Here is a 20,408-nt window from a genome sequence, read left to right as displayed (position 1 = left end):
CGGGCTCTCGGAGCGATTTCGGGCCGCCCTCGCGCAGCCGGATGCTCGGCGGTGGCCTGCCCTTCGCCAAATCCACTGGTTGCGCACGGGGAGCCACGCTAGAATTCCACCCATGACAGTGACCGACATTGCGAGCCGGACCTACAATCACAGCTGGCGGCTGGATCCCATCATCCGCAGCCTGCTTGATACGGACTTCTACAAGCTATTGATGTTGCAAATGATTCGGGAATCTTACCCGAATCAGCAGGTGACATTCTCGGTCATCAACCGATCGCGCCATGTCCGGCTCGCCGAAATCATCGACGAGGGCGAGCTGCGCGCCCAGCTCGACCACGCCCGCACCATCCGCTTCGCCAAGAAAGAGCTGATCTGGCTTGCCGGTAACACTTTCTACGGCAAGACCCACATGTTCTCGGCGGACTTCATCCGCTGGCTGGCCGAATTCCGGCTGCCCGAATACGAGCTGCGCAAGGTCGAAGGCCAGTACGAGCTGCACTTCCACGGGCCGTGGAGCCATACCACGATGTGGGAGATTCCTGCGCTCGCCATCCTCAACGAATTGCGCTCGCGGGCAGCGATGAAGGGCCGCGGCCGCTTCGAGCTCGACGTGCTCTATGCCCGCGCCAAGGCCAAGCTGTGGACCAAGGTGGAACGCCTGCGCAAGCTGGATGGCTTGCGGCTCTCCGATTTCGGCACCCGTCGCCGCCATGGCTTCCTCTGGCAGCGCTGGTGCGTGGAGGCCGTGAAGGAAGGCCTGGGCCCGTCCTTCATCGGCACTTCCAACGTGCTGCTCGCGATGGACAATGATCTCGAAGCCATCGGCACCAACGCCCATGAACTGCCGATGGTCGCGGCGGCGCTGGCCAAGGACGACGAGGAGTTGCGGTGGGCGCCCTATCGCATCCTCGACCAGTGGCGCCAGACCTATGGCGGCAACCTCCTGATCGCGCTGCCCGACGCTTTCGGCACCAAGGCTTTCCTGCGCGATGCGCCGGAATGGGTCGCCGACTGGACCGGCTTCCGTCCCGACAGCGCGCCGCCGATCCAGGCCGGTGAGGAGATCATCAAATGGTGGGAGCAGAAGGGCCGCAATCCCAGGGACAAGCTGCTGGTGTTCTCCGACGCGATGGACGTGGGCTCGATCGAGGAGACCTACCACCACTTCACCGGCCGGGTGCGGCTCTCCTTCGGCTGGGGCACCAATCTCACCAATGATTTCGTCGGCTGCACGCCGGACGGCTCGTTCAACCTCGATCCAATCTCGCTGGTCTGCAAGGTGTCGTCGGTCGACGGACATCCGGCCGTCAAGCTCTCCGACAATCCCGAGAAGGCGACCGGCCTGCCCTCGGAGATCGAGCGCTATTTGCGCGTATTCGGCGATGCCGGCCGCGTGCGCAAGCCGGTGCTGGTCTAGCGCCAGAGCAATCTCTCCATCGGGTAAACCACTTGGGGCGAATGCGCGACATCGGCTCGCCGATGCTGCGTCAGTTCCGGTTCGACGGCATTTGCAACGATCTGCCAGCATCCGCTTCACAACGCCTTCACCCTGCGACGCAGTCTCCTGGCGTTTTCAAGTCGAGTTAAGCACCTTTGGCGCGTAATCCGCGTTATGAGCGGATCGCTCCGCTGGGGTCGTTGAGCGACTTGGGGAACGCAAAGTGTTTCGCAGAACAGCGCCATCAACGAAGGGACGCAACTTCCTTCACGTCATCAAGCTCGTCTCGCCTTTCGTCACGGTCGTCCTGCTGCAGGCGGCGATCGCCGGATTCAGCCTGGAGGTGATGTCCTCCGTCCGCGCCTATGTCGCGGGCGAAGCGCTATGGTCCCGCTCGCAGAAGAACGCCGTCTATTTCCTCAATCTCTATCTGCATTCGGGCGACGCCAGCCAGTTTGCGCAATATCAGACCTCGCTGGCCGTTCCCATCGGCGACGAGTTCGCGCGCTGGGCGCTCGAGCGCGATCCGGTCGACGTCGAGGCCGCCCGCATCGGCTTTCTGCAAGGCGGCAACCATCCCGATGACGTGCCGGGACTGATCTGGCTGTTTCGCTACTTCAAACAGGTCAGCTTTCTCAAGGAAGCGATCCGCGAGTGGGCTGCCACAGACCCCATGCTGCTGGAGCTCAGCGTGTTCGGCGAGGTCATCCGGTCAGAGCTGAAGAATGGGCCCGTCCAGGACAGCAAGCGCCTGCAATTATTGTCGTCGCGGCTGTCGGAGCTCAACACCCAGTTCACGGTGCACGCCAAGCAGTTCTCCACCGTTCTCGGCGAAGGCTCGCGCGCCATCAAGATGACGCTGACTGGCGTCAATATCGTCACAGCCATGACGCTGATCCTGCTCCTGATCTGGCACACGCGGCGATTGGTGCTGCAACGACAGGCGTTCGAGGATGCCTTGCATGCCGAGAAGGAGCGCCTGGCCTGGCAGGCGTCGCACGACTGGCTGACCGGCTTGTCCAACCGCCGCGCGTTCGAGGCCCGCCTGCAAAGCGAGTTGGACGGCACCGCGGCGGGTTCGCTGGGCCTGATCCTGCTCGATCTCGATCAGTTCAAGGACGTCAACGACAGCTGCGGTCACCTCGCCGGCGACCGCCTGCTCCGCCAGATTTCGCGCCTCCTGCAACAGGAGCGGCGGCCGCATGACCTGGTGGCCCGGCTCGGCGGTGACGAATTCGCCCTAATCCTTCCGCAATGCACGCCGTACGACGCCGTCGATATCGCCGAACGGCTGCGCCGGGCGCTCGAGCTATCCGTCTTCGCCTGGGACGATCGTTGCTTTGCAGTGACGGCCAGCATCGGCGTTACCTGCATCAGCGACGGCAACACCACGCTCGAGGACGCGATGCGGCGCGCGGATGCCGCCTGCTATCGCGCCAAGGAGAACGGACGCAACCGTGTTCAGGTCGACAACGGGACGACGGACGTCATCGTCGTCACCTCTCGGCAACGCAAGTCCGCCAGCGCATAGCAGCGCTCAGCACTTTATCGTATGGGCAGAATCCCGAGCCCCGCGAGATGCGCATCCAGAAATTGTTCGACCTGCTGGCGCAGCATTTGCGGCGGTACGGCCACCATACGCTCTTCGAGGCCGAGCGAGATGATCCCGTGCACGGCGGAAAACAGGGTGCGTGACAGCAGCGCGATCTGCACGTCGTCTGCATTCGGAAGCAGCCGCACCAGGGGCGCATGCATCAGCGCGAAGGCGTCCATCACCATCTGAAGGATGTCATCGGGGTAAGGGCGGTCGTCCTCCATCCGATGCTCGAACAGCGAGCGCAGCAGATTGGCGTTCGTCGCGAAGAATTCGAGGTAGGTCGCGGCCAGCCCGTAGAGCTGGCGAACGGGATCCTCGGCCGGAACCTGGCCCAACCGCAACGTCAGCGCCTTAACGGTCTCCCGATTCACGGTCAGGATCACCCCGTCGAAGTCGCCGAACTCGTTATAGACGCTGCCAACCGAGCAGCCGGCGGCGTCCGCGACGTCCCGGACTTTCAACGATTTCAATCCCTTAGCTGCAACAACGCCGCGAGCGATCTCCACGATCTGCTGCCGCCGGCGAGATTTTTTTCGATCTCGCAACGATCCATCTTGAACATTGTTCATTTTCAGGATACTCATTTGAACAATGTTCAAGTTAACCCGGAGACCTGCAAAATGCAAACCCTCGCTGTTGATATCGCTTCCACCTTCGTCGATGACGCCACAGCTCTCGTGACCGGATTTGGCTGCGCCCTCCTGCGGTTCGCGACGGGGCCGATGGATCGTATCGCAAATGCCTGCGACATCGCCGGTGTACTGACTGAGCGCCGCGCGACCTTCCGGATGTGGCGGGCCAACCGCGGCCGTGCCCGTCATGAGGGCCGCCGCATTGGCCTGCTCGGCCGCCTCTCGCCCTTTCGCGGCCTCGCCCATCTCACCTGAGGCGAGCGCAGGCCGGCACGTTCGGGTCGCCCCGAATGCAATATCAAACCGCAAGGAAGGACTTACCATCTCCCGACATTCGAGCCGATGCCGCGGCCTACGACGATGCGGTTCAGGTTTCCCTCAGCGCCCTGAGCAATATCCTGGCAGGCGCAGCCTGTCTGGATAAGGCCGCAAACGAACCATTGCGAACCAAACCACGCCACGCGGAGACCAACAGGATCGGAAGGTGAGCGCGCAGAGCAGGCCGGGGCGACTGTCGTCAACCCAATAGCCCGTCGCATATTCTCTGGACCCAAAGTCCATCCGACAATGAAACTTCAGGCAGCCTTTCCAAAACAGGACTAGTCATGATCAGGGATTTGATGTCGTCACGCCGCTTCGCGCCGCTGTTCTGGGCGCAATTCTTCTCGGCGCTGAACGACAACGTGCTCAAGAACGCACTCGTCATCATCCTGCTTTACAGTGCCGCGACCGGCCATGGCGATGCGCTGGTGACGGTCGCAGGCGCCGTCTTCATCTTCCCCTATTTCATTCTGTCGGGACTCGGCGGCCAGCTCGCCGACAAATACGTCAAATCCGTCGTCGCAAGGCGACTCAAATTCGCCGAGATCTTTGCCGCGGGCTTTGCCGCGGCCGGCTTCTTCCTGCACTCGGTGCCGCTGCTGTTCGCAGCACTCGCACTGTTCGGCGTCATCGCTGCGCTGTTCGGTCCCGTGAAATACGCGATGCTGCCGGACCAGCTCGAGCTCGGCGAGCTCGCGACCGGCAACGCGCTGGTCGAAGGCGCGACCTTCATGGCCATCCTGCTCGGCACCGTTGCCGGCGGCCAGTTCGTGGCCGGCTCCGCGCATATGGGCTGGGTCGCATCGGCCGTGGTCGTGCTGGCCCTGCTGTCCTGGGCCTTCGCCTCCCGCATTCCCGCGACCACGCCGTCTGCACCCGATCTGCCGGTCGACGGCAATCCGTGGACCTCGACGCTCGGCCTGCTGAAGACGCTGCACGCCGATCACCGGCTGTGGGACGGCACCGTGATCGTCTCCTGGTTCTGGCTGGTGGGCGCCATCGTGCTCTCACTGCTGCCGGCACTGGTCAAGGAGGTCATCGGCGGCACCGAAGGCGTGGTGACGTTGTGTCTCGCGATCTTCGCAATCGGCATTGCCATCGGCTCGCTGTTCGCCGCGAATCTGAGCCACGTTCGCCCGAACCTCGCGCTGGTGCCCATCGGCGCCATCATGATGGGGTTTGCCGGCATCGACCTCGCTTGGGCGATCGGCGTGACCGCCAAGGGCCAGGACATCACGGCTGCCGACTTCGCGACCTCCTTCGCGGGCCTGCGCATGCTCCTCGACTTCGTCGCCTTCGCGTTCGGCGGCGGGCTGTTCGTCGTTCCGTCCTTCGCCGCCGTCCAGGCCTGGTCGGCTCCCTCGGAGCGCGCCCGCATTATCGCCGCCGGCAACGTGCTACAGGCCGCCTTCATGGTGGCCGGCTCGCTGTTCGTCGCGCTGCTGCAGGCCGGCGGATTGCACATCGGCTGGATCTTCTTCGGCCTCGGCGTCGCCAGCTTCGGCGCGGTCTGGTTCGTGCTGACGAAGTGGGGCAAGGAAGGCGTGCGCGACTTTGGCGGCCTGCTGTTCCGCGCGCTGTTCCGCATCGAGGTCCGCGGGCTGGAGAACCTGCCGCCTGCTGGCACGCGCATGCTGATCGCGCCCAATCATGTCAGCCTGATCGACGGCCCGCTGCTGCACGCCGTGCTGCCGATCGACGCGAGCTTCGCGGTTGATACCGGCATCGCCAAGGCATGGTGGGCCAAGCCGTTCCTGCGGGTAGTCAAGCACTACACCATGGACCCCAGCAAGCCGCTGGCCGCGCGCGACCTCATCAAGCTCGTCGCCGCCGGAGAGCCGGTGGTGATCTTTCCGGAGGGACGCATTACCGTCTCCGGCTCGCTCATGAAGGTCTATGACGGCACCGCGATGATTGCGGACAAGGCCGACGCAGTCGTCGTCCCGGTCCGCATCGAAGGCGCCCAGCGTTCGCATCTCAGCTATCTCAACGGCAGCCAGATCAAGCGCTCGTGGTTTCCGCGGGTGACCGTCACCATCCTGCCGCCGGTCAAGCTTCCGGTCGATCCGTCGCTCAAGGGCAAGACGCGCCGCAACGCCGCGGGCGCAGCACTTCAGGACGTGATGATCGACGCCATGGTGAAGAACGCCATGCTCGATCACACCCTGTTCGAGGCGCTCGGACACGCTTACCGCGATCGCGACACCGGCAAGGTCATCATCGAGGACGCGCTCGGCACCAAGCTGACCTATCGCAAGCTGATCCTGGGCGCGCAGGTCTTGAGCCGGAAGCTGGAGAACGGCTCCGCTATCGGTGAGAATGTCGGCGTGCTGCTGCCAAATTCCGCAGGCGTCGCCGTCGTCTTCATGGCGCTACAAAACATCGGCCGGGTCCCGGCGATGCTCAACTTCTCGGCCGGCCCGGTCAACGTCCTCGCCGCCATGAAGGCCGCACAGGTGAAGACCGTGCTGACGTCCAAGGCCTTCATCGAGAAGGGCAAGCTCGACAAGCTGATGGCGGCGATCTCCTCGGAGGTTCGCGTCGTCTATCTCGAGGATGTCCGCGCCTCGATCGGCACGGCCGACAAGATCAAGGGCCTGCTCGCCGGTACTACGCCGCGCGTCGTTCGCCAGGCGAGCGATCCGGCCGTCGTGTTGTTCACGTCGGGCTCGGAAGGCACGCCCAAGGGCGTTGTGCTGTCTCACCGCAACATCCTTGCCAACGCCGCACAGGCGCTGGCGCGGGTCGATGCCAATGCCAACGACAAGGTGTTCAACGTGCTGCCGGTGTTCCACTCGTTCGGGCTGACCGGCGGAATGATGATGCCGCTGCTCGCGGGCATTCCGATCTACATGTACCCCTCGCCGCTGCACTATCGGATCGTGCCCGAGCTGATCTACCAGACCGGCGCCACGATCCTGTTCGGCACCGACACGTTCCTCACCGGCTACGCCCGCTCGGCGCATGCCTACGACTTCCGCACCCTGCGTCTGGTGATCGCCGGCGCCGAGGCGGTCAAGGATCAGACACGCCAGGTCTTCATGGAGCGCTACGGCATCCGCATCCTCGAAGGCTATGGCGTCACCGAGACCGCGCCGGTGCTGGCGATGAACACGCCAATGGCCAATCGCCCGGGCACCGTTGGACGCCTGTCGCCGCTGATGGAAAGCCGCCTCGACCCGGTCCCCGGCATCGAGGACGGCGGACGCCTCTCGGTGCGCGGACCGAACGTGATGCTCGGATACTTGCGGGCCGAAAATCCGGGCGTGCTCGAACCGCTCGCCGAGGGCTGGCACGACACCGGCGACATCGTGGCGATAGACGCCGCCGGCTTCATCACCATCAAGGGCCGCGCCAAGCGCTTTGCCAAGATCGCCGGCGAAATGGTCTCGCTGTCCGCGGTCGAGAACATCGCGACGACCCTGTGGCCGCAGGCCGCATCGGTCGCGGTTTCGATCCCGGATCCGCGCAAGGGCGAGCGTATCGTGCTGCTGACGACGGAAAAGGGTGCCGAGCGCAGTGCAATGCAGGGCCAAGCCAAGGCGATCGGCGCATCCGAGTTGACCGTTCCCGCGGCGATCATGGTGGTCGGCAAGGTGCCGCTGCTCGGCACCGGCAAGACCGACTACGTCACCGCAACGACGATCGCTCGCGAGCAGGCGTTTGGACCAGAGCGCGAGGTGGCATAAGCGAGATGCACGAGGCGCCTCAATCAGGTGACGCGCGATGCCCGGGAGTGGTTCTGCTTCACGGCATCGCGCGAACCTCGGTGTCCCTGACCAGACTGGAACGGGCGCTCCGGGCCAACGGCTTCGCAACGCTCAACATCGACTATGCCAGCCGCCGCAAGCCGATCGCCGGGCTGGCGGACGATATCCATCCAGAGGTTGCCCGCTTTGCCGAGCGTGAGGCGCCGCTGCATTTCGTCGCGCATTCCATGGGCGGTCTGGTGACGCGCACCTATCTCGCAAAATACCATCCGGACCGGCTTGCCGGCGTGGTGATGCTGGGCACGCCGAACGGCGGCAGCGAGGTCGCCGATCTCCTCAGCCGATATCGCCTCTACAGCGCATTCTACGGCCCAGCCGGACTCGAGCTCACCGCCACGTCCACGCCCCGGCCCGACGCCCTTCCCCCCGTGGACTATCCCGTCGGCGTGATCGCGGGAAACCGCTTCATCGATCCCGTCGCAGGCCTCTTTGTTCTGCCGAAGCCGAATGACGGACGGGTCTCAGTGCAAAGCACGATGGTTGCCGGCATGGCCGACCATATCGTCGTGAAGGCGTCCCATACCGGACTTCCGCGTCACGCCGCCGCGATAGAACAGACGATCGCTTTCCTGCGCGACGGCCGCTTCCGCACCGCCTGAATCTCAGGAGCCTGCTTCACTGCGCCGCTCCTGCGCGTAACGCACCAGTGCTGCGAAGCGATAGATGCCGTGCACGAACTTGCCGTAGGGCATGGTGACGAACAGCGCGAAAACTGCGCCCAAATGCAGCGCCAGCAGCGGGCCCATGGCGGCGGTGTCCCGCAAGAGCAGAAGCAGCATGCCGGTGAACCCGGTCAGGAACAGCATGGCGATGAAGCCGACATCCATGCCGTAGCGCTGCTCGTCGAGCAGCGCCGGATCGCGCCGCATCTTGGCGACAAACAGGCCGATCGGCCCGATGATCAGGCCGATGCCACCGAGCGTGCCGAGCACCACCGGCAGATCCCACAACGGATACGGCGCGTGGCGGCCGAGCAGATACTGATACAGCGTGGCGATCGAGGTCGCGGCGAAGCAGAGCAGGAAGCCATAGAAGGTCAGGTGATGGAACAGCTTGCGCCGGTCGGTCGGCTTGTCATCCTCATTGTAGCAGCCGACACCGCCACCGTGGAGATAGCGCAGCTCACCAGCGTCGCGTATCGCCTGAAAGATCGAGCGGCCGTCCGCACGGCCGCCGATCGGCGGACCGATATCTCGCCAGAAGGCACGCACGCTCATCACCAGCGCGAAGATCGCATAAAGGAAGGCGGCGCTGAACAACGCTGCCATCGCGTTGTGCGGCATCAGCTTGTAGAACGCGCCGGGGCCGGTATGCACGCCAAACAGCACGCTGCGGTCGTTCAGGGCAGCGAAGCCGAGGATGAAGGCGGCCATGCTGAGCGCGGCGACGATGCTGATGACGAGACCGTTACGCGCGAAGGCACCGGACAGCACGTGCGGCCAGGCATAGGCCGCGTAGGATTCTGCGCGCGCGATCGCCAGCGTCTGCGGGACGTTGACGTTGAATTCGTGCGGCGGCGAGAACTGGCAGTCGACGTAGCAGGCGCCGCAGCCATGGCAGAGATTGGCGAGATAATTGAGGTCGCCATCAGAGAAGGCGCGCCGCATCTCCATCGCGGGAAACACCGCGCAAAGACCCTCGCAGTAACGGCAGGAATTGCAGACCGTCATCAAGCGGTCGGCTTCGTCCAAAATTATGGTTCCGTGCATGGCTTTACTTCGTCAGACCTTTGCCCTCGAGCCATTTCTGGATCAGGGCCGCGACCTCGAGGTTGTTCTTGTCCATCATCACCATATGCGAATTGCCTTTGATGCCGGTCTGCGGGAGATCGACGATGTCGACGCTGCCCCCGGCCGCCTTGATGGCATCCGCAAAGGCGATGCCATTGGCGCGGATCTTGGGCCAGCGCGAATCGCGCTCGATATAGTCGCCGTAGATGATGAGGGTCGGGATGTTCTTCAGCACATCCGCCTTGGCGGGATCGCCGATGCCGGCCGGCTCAATCGCAATCAGCGCCTTGACCTTGTCGGGGCGGGCTTGCGCGACCTTGAAGCCGAAGGTGCCGGCTTGGCTGTGGAACAGAAGCACCGAGGGGCCGACGCGATCGATCTCGGCGATATAGGCGGCGATGGTCGCATCGTCGGTCGTGGTCCAGCGCGGTACGTTCTGCTTGACGAAATTCTCGTAACCCTCGACGGGGAACTGGTTGCCCGGCAACAATCTTCGCTTGGCGGGATCGGGATCGTAGGAGTTCGGCCCATCGCCGATGCGGAAACGCTCGAACGGATTGGCCGTGGTCAGGAAGACCGGCTCGCCTTTGAAGATATCGGGGTATTGCGCCCAGCCCGCGCGTCCGCGCTCTACCGCGTCGGAATTATAGACCGCCCATCCCTTGCGCAGAAAATAATTCAGCCACCCTTCGCGTCCGTCCGGCGTGGTCTCGTAGGTGACGCCGGTCAATCCCCCGCCGTGCCACATCAGCAAGGGATAGGCACCCTTCTCGTTGGCCGGCAGGAAATACTGCACGTACATCTGCTCGACCTGATACGTGCCGTTGGGATCGACCTTGGCCGGCACGCCGCCGGGCGCGAACACGACCTCCCTCACCGGCTTGCCGGAGATTTCGACAAGGCGGCCGCCGACATGGAACGAACCCATGTCTCGTAGCGTGATCGGCTCAGCCGCGTGGGCGTGGCCGACGATCAGCAGCGCCGCGATCGCGGCAGTGGCAATGCGTGACATGGTTTCTCCCAAGATCTTTTCTTCGTCCTAGTTCTTCGCGTGCCGTGCCGCTTCCCGTCCTGCAATCCGTCCGAACACGCTGCCGATGGTCATGCCCATGCCGGCGGCATAGCCCTTGCCGAGCACGTTGCCGGCCATGATCTCGCCGGCAGCGAACATGTTCGCCGACGGCTTGCCGTCGGCCATCAGCATCCGCGCTTCCCTGGTCACGCGCGTGCCGAGATAGGTGAAGGTAATGCCGGGCCGCACCGGATAGGCAAGATAGGGCGGCGTCTCGATCCGCCGCGCCCAATGCGTCTTCTGCGGCGTGATGCCTTCGGTGCGGCAATCGTCCAGAATGGTGTGGTCGAAGGTGCCGGGCTGCACCGCGGCGTTGAACTCGGTGATGGTCTTTTCCAGTGTGGCCGGATCGAGCTCGAGCTTGCCGGCGAGCTCAGCCACGGTCTGCCCGGCGATCGGAGGAAACAGCGTCGGCATGAAGCTGGTGACAACGGTCGAGTCGAAGATGATGTAGGCGATCTGGTCGGGCTGCGCGGCCACCAGCCGACCCCAGATCGCGTAGCGCTTCGGCCAGATGTCCTCGCCCTCGTCGTAAAAGCGCTGCGCGTGCTTGTTGACGACGATGCCGAACACGACCGAATCGTGCCTTGTGATGATGCCACCATCGAATTTCGGCGCGCGGGCGTCGATCGCGACCGCATGGCATTGGGTGGGATCGCCGACCTCCTGCACGCCCTTGGCGAGCAGCATCTTTAGGATCGAGCCGCGGTTATAGGGCGTGCCGCGGATCAGGAAATTGTCGGCGGCGTCGCCCCAATATTGCTTCAGCCATTCGATGTTGGCCTCGAACCCGCCGGCGGCGGCGACCAGCGACGCGGCGCGGATCTCGGTGTCACCCTTGATCGGCCGCTTGAGGCGAGCGGCGAGAAACATGCCGTCCTCGATCACGAGGTCGGTGACCTCGGCATCGTATTCGACTTCGACGCCGAGCTTCTCGGCGGTCAGATAAAGTGCGTTCAGCATCGCGCGGCCACCACCGAGAAAGAAGGAGTTGGTGCGACCGAGGCTCAACGTGCCCCCGAGCGAGGGCTGCCAGCGTACGCCCTGCTCCACGATCCAGTTCAAGATGTCCTTGGACTCGCGGATCATGTGCCGGGCGAGCAGCTCGTCGGTTTGGCCGCCGGTGACGCGCAGCAGATCCTCCCAAAACTCCTCCTCAGTGTAGGGGCCGGTCAGGATTTCGGTCGCCTCGTCATGGGCGCAACGCATGTTACGGGTGTGGCGCGTGTTGCCGCCGCGATAGAATTTTGGCGCACCTTCGAGCACCAGAACCGACGCCCCACCACGTCGCGCGCTGATCGCCGCACACAGCGCCGCATTGCCGCCGCCGATCACCAGCACATCGTATTTGCTGCTCATGCCGTCTGCCCGATGCGACGAAATTGGAGACATTCTGCCCCGCCGGCGGCCCGGTCAATCCGGTTTAACATTGCGCACCTTTGTATACAAAGATATACAGAGATCCAGCAAGCGCCATCGCTGCATGGGCAGGATGCGCGAGCCCACGGGGACGCATGGCAAGACGCCCGACAAAGGCAGGCGGCTCGATCGCGCGCGGCGGCGGCGTGGCGCTCGGCGAGGCCGTGTTCCGCTCGCTCTGCGAGGCGCTGCAGGCCGGCAGCTACCGTGCTGGCGACCGCCTGCGCGAGGAGGAGGTCGCCCAGCGGCTGAAGGTCAGCCGCACCCCGGTGCGGGAAGCTCTCGGGCGGCTTGCGGCACGTGGGTTCGTCGAACCTGCCGGCGGCCGCGGCCTGATCGTACGCAACCTCGACATCTCGGAGGTGCTAGAACTCTACGCCATGCGCGAGATCATGGAGGGCGCCGCTGCCCGACTTGCGGCCGAGCACGCCTCGACGCCCGAAATCGACGCACTCCGGGATATCGAGCAGGCCTTTGTCGAAGCATCCGCAGCCGAGACGGCAGGAGAGATGGCAAGGCTCAACCGCGCCTTCCACGAAGCCATCTACCGCGCCGCGCGCAACCGCTATCTCGATAACGCATCAGGCGAATTGCAGGACTGGATCGCACTGCTCGGTCCAACCACGTTCACGGTATCGGGCCGCCCCTCGACCAGCCACGGCGAGCACCAGGCCATCATCGACGCCATCGCGGCTCGCGACGGCGGCAAAGCGGAGCAACTCGCGCGTGCACACATCCGCGAGGCGCTGCGCTGTCGGCTGAAGCTGTTGCAAAAACAGTAGCAGAGCGCGTCGCTCAGGCGACCAGTTCCGCGACGATCGCCTTCAACACGTCCCGCACATCGCCCGGACTGAGCCGCACCTGCAGTCCACGCTGACCGCCATTGACGTACACATAGTCATGCGCGAGCGCGCTCTGCTCGATCAAGGTGCGCACGGGCTTCCGCTGCACGAACGGGCTGATGCCGCCAACCTTGTAGCCGGTGAGGCGCTCAGCCTCCGGCGGCTTCATCATCTGCGCCGACTTGCCGCTGAAAGCGGCGGCGAGCTTCTTCATCGAGACTTCCTGGTCGGATGGGACGATCACGCAGACCGGCTTGCCGTCGATCAGCGCCATCAGCGTCTTCAACACGCGGGCGGGGTCTTCGCCAAGCGCAGCAGCCGCCTGGAGGCCGATGCTCTCGGCATCGGGATCGTAGTCGTAAGCGTGGACGGTGAAGGCAACGTTGGCGGCTGTGAGCGCGCGTGTGGCTGGGGTGGCTTTGGACATGGACGATGTTTACCACCGCCGCTGCGAGGAGCGAAGGGACAGGTACGGCGCAGTCCTTCCTCGAGTCGTCCTGGCGAAAGCCAGGACCCATTACCTCAGGGAGGCGTTTTGGGAAGACTCTTAGTGCGCCAGGACGACGCCGGGGTGTTGGATGATCCCCGCGCCGCCTAACGACCGCCGCTGTCCTACTCCGCCGCGTCGCGCATTTCGGCGCGCTCGGCCCTGGCCGCGCAGAACTTGAACTCCGGGATCTTGCCGAACGGATCGAGCGCCGGATTGGTCAACAAATTCGCCGCCGCCTCTGCGTAGCAGAACGGCATGAAGACCATATTCTCGGGAACGTCGCGGTCGGAGCGGACCTTGACCTCGACCGCGCCGCGGCGGGTCTCGAGCCGGATGAAATCGCCCGGCGCAAGCTTTTTCCTGTGCATGTCCTTTGGCGACATGAAGGCGACCGCCTCGGGCTCGATCTGGTCGAGCACCTGCGCGCGGCGGGTCATGGAGCCGGTGTGCCAGTGCTCCAGCACGCGGCCGGTCGAGAGCACCATCGGATATTCGGCGTCGGGAATCTCGTCCGGCGGGATGACGTGAGCCGGCACGATCTTGCCGCGGCCGCTCGCGGTCGGGAAGCCCGTGGTGAAGATGATCTCGTTGCCGGGCATGTCGGGACCATCGACGGGATAGGTGACGGCGCCCTCGCGGACCAGCCGCTCCCAGGTGATGTTCTTCAACGACGGCATCAGCTCTGACATCTCGGTGAAGACATCGCCGGGACCGGCATAATTCCACGGCAAGCCCATGCGCTTGCCGATCTCCTGGATGATCCAGAGATCCTGCCGCGCATCGCCGGGCGGCTTGATCACCTGGCGCGCGAGCTGTACGCGGCGGTCGGTGTTGGTGAAGGAGCCTTCCTTTTCGGCAAACGCCGAGGCCGGCAGGATAACGTCGGCGTGGAATGCGGTCTCGGTGACGAAGAGATCCTGCACCACGAGATGATCGAGCATGGCGAGCGCCTGGCGCGCATGCTGGAGATCGGGGTCGGACATGGCGGGGTTCTCGCCCTCGATATACATGCCCGTGATCTCGCCGGCGTGGATCGCGTTCATGATCTCGACCACAGTCAGGCCGCGCACGGGATCGAGATCCTGGCCCCACAGCTTCTCGAAGGCACCGCGCATGTCGTCGCGGCCGACCGGCTGATAGTCCGGCAGGAACATCGGGATCAGGCCGGCATCGGAAGCGCCCTGCACGTTGTTCTGGCCACGCAGCGGATGCAGGCCGGTGCCGGGGCGGCCGACCTGGCCGGTGATCAGCGCCAGCGCAATCAGGCAGCGCGCATTGTCGGTGCCGTGGACGTGCTGGCTGATGCCCATGCCCCAGAAGATGATCGACGACTTCGCCCGCGCATAGGTTCGCGCGACCTCACGCAGGGTCTGCGCCGGGACGCCGCAGATCGGCTCCATCTTCTCCGGGGTGAACTCCTTGATCTTCTCCTTGAGGTCCTCGAACCCCTCGGTGTAGCCGGCGATGTACTGATCGTCGGTCAGCCCTTCGGTGATGATCGTGTGGATCATCGCGTTCAGCATGGCGACGTCGGAGCCCGGCTTGAACTGCAGATGATTGGTCGCATGGCGCGACAGCGTCTGCCGGCGTGGGTCCATGACGAACAGCTTGGCGCCGTTCTGCTTGACCGCATTCTTGATGAAGGTCGCGGCGACCGGATGATTGACGGTCGGGTTGGCGCCGATCACGATAATGACCTCGGCGTCCATCGCAGCCGAGAACGGCGCCGACACGGCACCAGAGCTCAGGCCTTCGAACAGCGCCGCGACCGACGAGGCGTGGCACAGACGGGTGCAATGGTCGACGTTGTTGGAGCCGAAGCCGGTGCGCACCAGCTTCTGGAACAGATAGGCCTCCTCGTTCGAGCCCTTCGCCGAGCCGAAGCCGGCAAGCGCCTTCACGCCCTTCTCGTCGCGGATCTTGACGAGGCCCTTGGCCGCGATGTCGAGCGCTTCTTCCCAGCTCGCTTCGCGGAAATGCGTGAAGGGATTGGCCGGATCGACCTGGTCGTTGAAATCCTTCTTCGCGTTCGGCAGCCGCACCAGCGGCTTGGTCAGTCGATGCGGATGGTGGATGTAGTCGAAGCCGAAGCGGCCCTTGACGCAAAGGCGGTTGTGATTGGCCGGGCCATCGCGGCCCTCGGCATAGATCACCTTCTCGTCCTTGACCTCATAGGTCACCTGGCAGCCGACGCCGCAGAACGGGCAGAGCGAATCCACCTTCTTGTCGGCATAGACGACACGGGTCTGCGCCTCGTCGAGCATCACGGCCGGCATCAGCGCTCCGGTCGGACAGGCTTGCACGCATTCGCCGCAGGCGACGCAGGTGGACTCGCCCATGGGATCGTCGAAATCGAACACGATTTTCGAACCATGACTGCGATAGGCCATGCCGATGACGTCGTTGACCTGGACCTCGCGGCAGGCGCGCACGCACAGGCCGCACTGGATGCAGGCGTCGAGATTGACGCGCATCGCCGGATGGCTGGCGTCGGTCGCCCAACGCTCTGCGGCGGGGAAGCGGCTCTCGGTGACCCCTGTGGTTTCGGCCCAGTGCCAGAATTTGGACTCCGGATCGTGCGAGGTCTCGCGCGCCGGCTGATCGGCGACCAGCAGCTCCATGACCATTTTTTGCGCGGAAACAGCGCGCGCGCTCTCGGTCTTCACCTTCATGCCGACCGATGGCGTGCGCTTGCAGGACGCCGCGAGCACACGCTCGCCCTCGATCTCGACCATGCAGGCGCGGCAATTGCCGTCGGGGCGATAGTCGGGCGCGGGCGAATAGCACAGATGCGGAATCTCGCGGCCCTGACGTTTTGCAACTTGCCAGATCGTCTCGCCTGCATTGGCCTCGACCTGCTTGCCGTCGAGCTCGAACGTAATCTTCGTCATTCGGCCGCTTCCTTGAACTCGTCAGGGAAATATTTGATCACAGTGGACAGCGGATTCGATGCCGCCTGTCCAAGCCCGCAGATCGAGGCATCGCGCATCGCCTGGCTCAATTCGTCCAGGAGAGCGCGGTTCCAGACCGGTTGCTGCATCAGCAGTGCGGCCTTCTGGGTTCCGACGCGGCACGGCGTGCACTGGCCGCAGCTCTCGTCCTCGAAGAACTTCATCAGGTTCAACGCGGCCGCGCGCACGCTGTCCTTCTGCGACAGGATCACGATCGCGGCAGAGCCGATGAAGCAGCCGTATTTTTCCAGCGTGCCGAAATCGAGCGGGATGTCGTCCATCGCCGCCGGCAGGATGCCGCCGGACGCACCACCCGGCAGGTACGCATAGAACTGATGGCCGTCGGCCATGCCGCCGCAATATTCCTCGATCAGCTCGCGCACGGTGATGCCAGCAGGCGCGAGCTTCATGCCGGGATTCTTGACGCGGCCCGAGACCGAGAAGCTGCGCAGGCCGTGACGCTCATGGCGACCGTGGCCCTTCCACCAGTCGGCACCCTTCTCGACGATGTCACGCACCCACCACAAGGTCTCGATGTTGTTGATCAACGTCGGCAGCCCGAACAGGCCGACCTGGAATGGATAAGGCGGCTTGTGCCTGGGCAGGCCGCGCTTGCCCTCGATGCTTTCGAGCAGCGAGGATTCCTCGCCGCAGATATAGGCGCCCGCGCCGCGGCGCATGTGCAGCGTCGGACCGCCCGGCGGCAGCTTTGCGATCTCGCGTTCGAGGATTTCGCGCGAGGCTGGATATTCGTCGCGGAGGTAAATGTAGATATCCGAGGCCTGCACCACATGCGCGCCGATCAGCATGCCCTCGAGGAAGCGGTGCGGATCGCTCTCGAGATAGACGCGATCCTTGAACGTGCCGGGCTCGCCCTCATCGCCGTTGATCGCCATCAGCCGCGGGCCGGGTTCACCAAGCACCGCACGCCATTTGCGGCCCGTGGGGAATCCAGCGCCGCCGAGACCGCGCAACGAGGCGTCATCGAGTGCCTTCAGCAGGTCGTCCGTCGCTAGCTCGCCCGAGCGCAGGCGATTGAGCAGCTTGTAGCCGCCGCCGGCGACATAGGCGGCATAGCCGACATATTCGGGCAGATGCGCGTGGGTGTCGCCAGCCTTCGCCGCCGCCGTGACACTGGCGACCGTCGCATGCTCAACAAAGTTGTGTCCGACTTCCGCGGCCGGCGCCGTGTCGCAGCGACCGACGCAGGGCGCACGCACCACGCGGATGCCGGGACCGGACGCGTCCTGCAAATCGGCGAGCAGCTTCTCCCCGCCGAGCATCGCGCAGGTCAGCGAATCGCAGACGCGGATCGTCAGCGGCGCGATATCGGGCTCGCCTTCCTTCACCACGTCGAAATGCGCATAGAAGGTTGCGGTCTCGAACACCTCGGCGAACGCGAGCTTCATCTCGTCGGCGAGCGCGGCGAGGTGCGCGGCCGAGATCTGGCGATACTTGTCCTGGATCAGATGCAGATATTCGATCAACAGGTCGCGCCGCCGCGGCCGGTCGCCGAGCAGCTCCTCGATCTCGTGCGCTGCAGCAGGATCGACCTGCCTCCCCTTGGGCGTGGACTTGGCGCGCTTCCGTCCCTGGCCGGGATGTTCGAACTCGCGAACCTTGTGAACGTCTTCGTTGCTGCTCATGGAGACGTCGCGTTCTCTTTAAATGCGTGATCAGTCTAGGCCGGATCGCCAAAGCGATCAGCCTTCGTTTCCCGATTCGATCAGCGGAACACCGGTTCTGGGTCCCGCCGACCAAGCCAAATTCGACGCAACTCTAGTCTCTGGTATGCCAGATGCAAGACAATTTAGAGCGTCTCTAGAATGATTTAGGAGGCAGGCGGTCGCCCGCCATGCCCCTTTACGCGTGCGCCAGACGGAACCCGATCTCAGGTCTTGCTCATGCACTCTTCGATGTAGAACCAGCGGTCATCGCCGGCGAGGCCCTTGGCCTTCACGTCGGCGCGGCAGGCTTTCAGCTTCGGCTTGTTGGCAGCCCATTTCGCCTTCATGTCTTTCAGCTTTTGCATGGTGAGTTTCATCTTGCCAGGCTTGGCTTCGGTCGTTGCAGCAGGCGCCGCCGGTGTCGTTGTCGTCTGCGCGGATGCGGCATGAAGGCCAGCGACGAGCAACACGGCCGCAAGGCCAATTCGAAGGCAAGTTCGGGTGCGAATCATTTCAATCCCCCTAAGTCCCATTCTTGATGATGTCTGAAGGCCAACGAAGCGGAACGCCTGATGAGCATCCCGCTTCTGTTTCAACGGCGGATCAGAAGATTTTGACCGCGCTCTCCAACGTCTTCCAGACACCCCAAAGCAGGGGGACGCCGACGAAGGCCCAGAACAGCGCCGCCTTGGCGTCAAGCCCGCCAAATCCGATGCCGTAGGAGCCGTGCGGCCCCGCGGCGGCGGCGTTGGCGCTTGCCGCCTGCAACTTGGCGACATCAGCCTCCTTCATGTGCCATTTCGAATCGACCGGCTTGATTAGGTAGTTGCAAATCAGGCCCGCGATCAGCATGGCGCACAGGATGTACATGGTGGTGTTGTAGAGCTGGTCGCGCGGCACGCCTGCCGCGAGTTGGAACTCGCGGATGTAGTTGACGACGACGGGGCCGATAATGCCCGCGGTGGACCACGCCGTCAGCAGCCGGCCATGGATGGCGCCGACGAACTGGGTTCCGAACATGTCGGCGAGGTAGGCCGGCACGGTGGCGAAGCCGCCGCCATACATCGACAGGATGATGCCGAAGCCAAGCACGAACAGCAGCTTCGAACCCATCGCCGCAAAAGTCGGCGCCAGCGCGTAGAGCACGATGCCGAGGATGAAGAACGTATAGTAAGTATTCTTGCGCCCGATCTTGTCCGACAGCGATGCCCAGAAGAAGCGGCCGCCGATGTTGAACAGCGACAGCAATCCGGCGAAGCCCGCGGCGATCGCGGCAATCTGCGCCTTCTGTCCCGCATCAAGCGCATTGAAGCCGACGCTAGGCAGGCCGATCAATTTGCCGGCGAAGATCTCCTGGAGCATCGGTGAGGCCATGCCGATCACGCCGATGCCGGCCGACACGTTCAGGCACAGCACCCACCAGATCAGCCAGAACTGCGGCGTCTTGTGCGCATCATTGAGATGGACGTTGGCCTTCGAGATCATCGCGTTGGCCTTCGACGGCGCGGTCCAGCCCTCGGGCTGCCAGCCGGGCGGCGGCAAACGATAGCGGAACGCGCCGATCATCATGAACACGAAGTAGATGATGCCCATCGTGACGAAGGTCTCCCAGACGCCGACCGAGGTCGGGGTCTTGAAGTAGTTCATCAACAGGTTAGCCAGCGGCGCGCCGATCATGGCGCCGCCGCCAAAACCCATGATGGCCATGCCGGTCGCCATGCCGCGGCGGTCCGGGAACCACTTCACCAGCGTCGACACCGGCGAGATATAGCCAAGGCCGAGACCGATGCCGCCGATCACGCCCGAACCCAGCCACAACAACCAGAGCTGATGGGTGTAAACCCCGATCGCACCGAGGAAGAGGCCGCCGCACCAGCACAGCGCCGAGACGAAGCCGGCCTTGCGCGGGCCCACGCGCTCCAGCCAGCCGCCCCAGACCGCAGCCGCGATACCGAGCAGCACGAAAAAGAGCGTGTACATCCATCCCATGCTGGCGACCTTCCAGTCGCAGCTGGTCGTGAACAGCTCCTGAAACAGCGACATCTCTGCGCACGCCTTCGGCGCGGTCACTCCGATCGCGCGCGACAGCGGCAGCCAAAACACCGAGAAGCCGTAGGCCATGCCGATGCAGAGATGGATGCACAGGGCGGCCGGTGGCACCAGCCAGCGATTGAACCCCGCGGTCGCGATGGTCCGCTCGCGATCCAGAAAACCTGCGCCGGCACCCGAAAGTGTTCCAGCGCTCTCGATGGTAGACATGCATTCCTCCCCTGAAGCCGCCCTTCTGAACGGCCTGCCACGACGGTCCTGTTCCTCAGCCTGCAGCGCAGCCTTTGTCCCTGCTGCTCCGCACAATGATCGACGCGCGCCAGGATCGTCACGCGCATCCGAGACGTTAAACCCCTAACCTCGGGGGCTATGCCCGACGCCACGGCCGGGCTTCTTTCGATGGCCCATTTGCTCCGCACATCGCAGGCAA

14 protein-coding genes are annotated in these 20,408 nt (G+C 64.1%); 5 read left to right on the top strand and 9 right to left on the bottom strand.

The window, feature by feature from the left end:
* Positions 1 to 112: 112 nt before the first annotated feature.
* Positions 113 to 1,417 carry a nicotinate phosphoribosyltransferase gene (pncB, locus tag IVB41_RS09580; RefSeq protein ID WP_247430252.1) on the top strand — a complete coding sequence of 435 codons (1,305 nt, stop codon included), beginning with the start codon at positions 113 to 115 and terminating at the stop codon, positions 1,415 to 1,417.
* 244 nt (positions 1,418 to 1,661) lie between these two features.
* Entirely contained in the window at positions 1,662 to 2,969 is a 1,308-nt protein-coding gene (locus tag IVB41_RS09575) for a GGDEF domain-containing protein (RefSeq protein ID WP_247430249.1), read from the top strand.
* A gap of 14 nt (positions 2,970 to 2,983) precedes the next feature.
* Here the strand turns inward: IVB41_RS09575 and IVB41_RS09570 are convergent, their stop codons facing one another.
* The gene (locus IVB41_RS09570; RefSeq protein WP_247430654.1) at positions 2,984 to 3,604 is read right to left on the bottom strand and encodes a TetR/AcrR family transcriptional regulator; all 621 of its coding nucleotides are present in this window, start codon (positions 3,602 to 3,604) and stop codon (positions 2,984 to 2,986) included.
* Positions 3,605 to 4,272: 668 nt separating this feature from the next.
* Here IVB41_RS09570 and IVB41_RS09565 point away from each other — a divergent pair.
* A complete protein-coding gene (locus IVB41_RS09565; protein ID WP_247430247.1) occupies positions 4,273 to 7,677 on the top strand; it encodes an acyl-[ACP]--phospholipid O-acyltransferase in 3,405 nt (1,134 codons plus the stop codon).
* A 5-nt stretch (positions 7,678 to 7,682) separates the two neighbouring features.
* On the top strand, positions 7,683 to 8,357 hold the full coding sequence (locus IVB41_RS09560) for a triacylglycerol lipase (protein WP_247430244.1): 675 nt from the start codon (positions 7,683 to 7,685) through the stop codon (positions 8,355 to 8,357).
* Between the two features lie 3 nt (positions 8,358 to 8,360).
* Here the strand turns inward: IVB41_RS09560 and tcuB are convergent, their stop codons facing one another.
* From tcuB to tcuA, 3 genes are read right to left on the bottom strand one after another with little or no spacing between them, the layout of a single operon-like run.
* The gene (gene tcuB, locus IVB41_RS09555; RefSeq protein ID WP_247430241.1) at positions 8,361 to 9,467 is read right to left on the bottom strand and encodes a tricarballylate utilization 4Fe-4S protein TcuB; all 1,107 of its coding nucleotides are present in this window, start codon (positions 9,465 to 9,467) and stop codon (positions 8,361 to 8,363) included.
* A 4-nt stretch (positions 9,468 to 9,471) separates the two neighbouring features.
* Complete coding sequence (locus IVB41_RS09550; RefSeq protein ID WP_247430237.1) at positions 9,472 to 10,500, bottom strand: esterase; 1,029 nt, start codon at positions 10,498 to 10,500, stop codon at positions 9,472 to 9,474.
* Between the two features lie 27 nt (positions 10,501 to 10,527).
* Positions 10,528 to 11,919, bottom strand: a complete 1,392-nt coding sequence (gene tcuA / locus IVB41_RS09545) for an FAD-dependent tricarballylate dehydrogenase TcuA (RefSeq protein WP_247430233.1) — start codon at positions 11,917 to 11,919, stop codon at positions 10,528 to 10,530.
* A 155-nt stretch (positions 11,920 to 12,074) separates the two neighbouring features.
* On the opposite strand from tcuA, the gene IVB41_RS09540 reads away from it, so the two are divergent.
* Positions 12,075 to 12,761: a GntR family transcriptional regulator gene (locus tag IVB41_RS09540; protein WP_247430230.1), complete on the top strand. Its 687-nt coding sequence runs from the start codon at positions 12,075 to 12,077 to the stop codon at positions 12,759 to 12,761.
* Between the two features lie 13 nt (positions 12,762 to 12,774).
* Here the strand turns inward: IVB41_RS09540 and ybaK are convergent, their stop codons facing one another.
* From ybaK to IVB41_RS09515, 5 genes are all read right to left on the bottom strand, one after another.
* Positions 12,775 to 13,248, bottom strand: coding sequence for a Cys-tRNA(Pro) deacylase (gene ybaK, locus IVB41_RS09535; RefSeq protein WP_247430227.1), 474 nt, complete (start codon positions 13,246 to 13,248; stop codon positions 12,775 to 12,777).
* Positions 13,249 to 13,433: 185 nt separating this feature from the next.
* On the bottom strand, positions 13,434 to 16,202 hold the full coding sequence (gene fdhF, locus IVB41_RS09530; protein ID WP_247430225.1) for a formate dehydrogenase subunit alpha: 2,769 nt from the start codon (positions 16,200 to 16,202) through the stop codon (positions 13,434 to 13,436).
* Positions 16,199 to 17,908, bottom strand: a complete 1,710-nt coding sequence (locus tag IVB41_RS09525; RefSeq protein WP_027567853.1) for an NADH-ubiquinone oxidoreductase-F iron-sulfur binding region domain-containing protein — start codon at positions 17,906 to 17,908, stop codon at positions 16,199 to 16,201. Before IVB41_RS09525 ends, fdhF begins: the two co-directional genes overlap by 4 nt.
* Positions 17,909 to 18,153: 245 nt before the next feature.
* Positions 18,154 to 18,441, bottom strand: coding sequence for a hypothetical protein (locus IVB41_RS09520; RefSeq protein WP_027567852.1), 288 nt, complete (start codon positions 18,439 to 18,441; stop codon positions 18,154 to 18,156).
* Positions 18,442 to 18,532: 91 nt separating this feature from the next.
* The gene (locus IVB41_RS09515; protein WP_027567851.1) at positions 18,533 to 20,188 is read right to left on the bottom strand and encodes an OFA family MFS transporter; all 1,656 of its coding nucleotides are present in this window, start codon (positions 20,186 to 20,188) and stop codon (positions 18,533 to 18,535) included.
* Positions 20,189 to 20,408 lie beyond the last annotated feature (220 nt).

It is taken from the genome of Bradyrhizobium sp. 44 (genome assembly GCF_023073095.1).
Taxonomy (GTDB): Bacteria; Pseudomonadota; Alphaproteobacteria; order Rhizobiales; family Xanthobacteraceae; genus Bradyrhizobium.
Note: the sequence above shows the minus strand (reverse complement) of the source record. Positions and strands in the feature narration are given on the sequence as shown.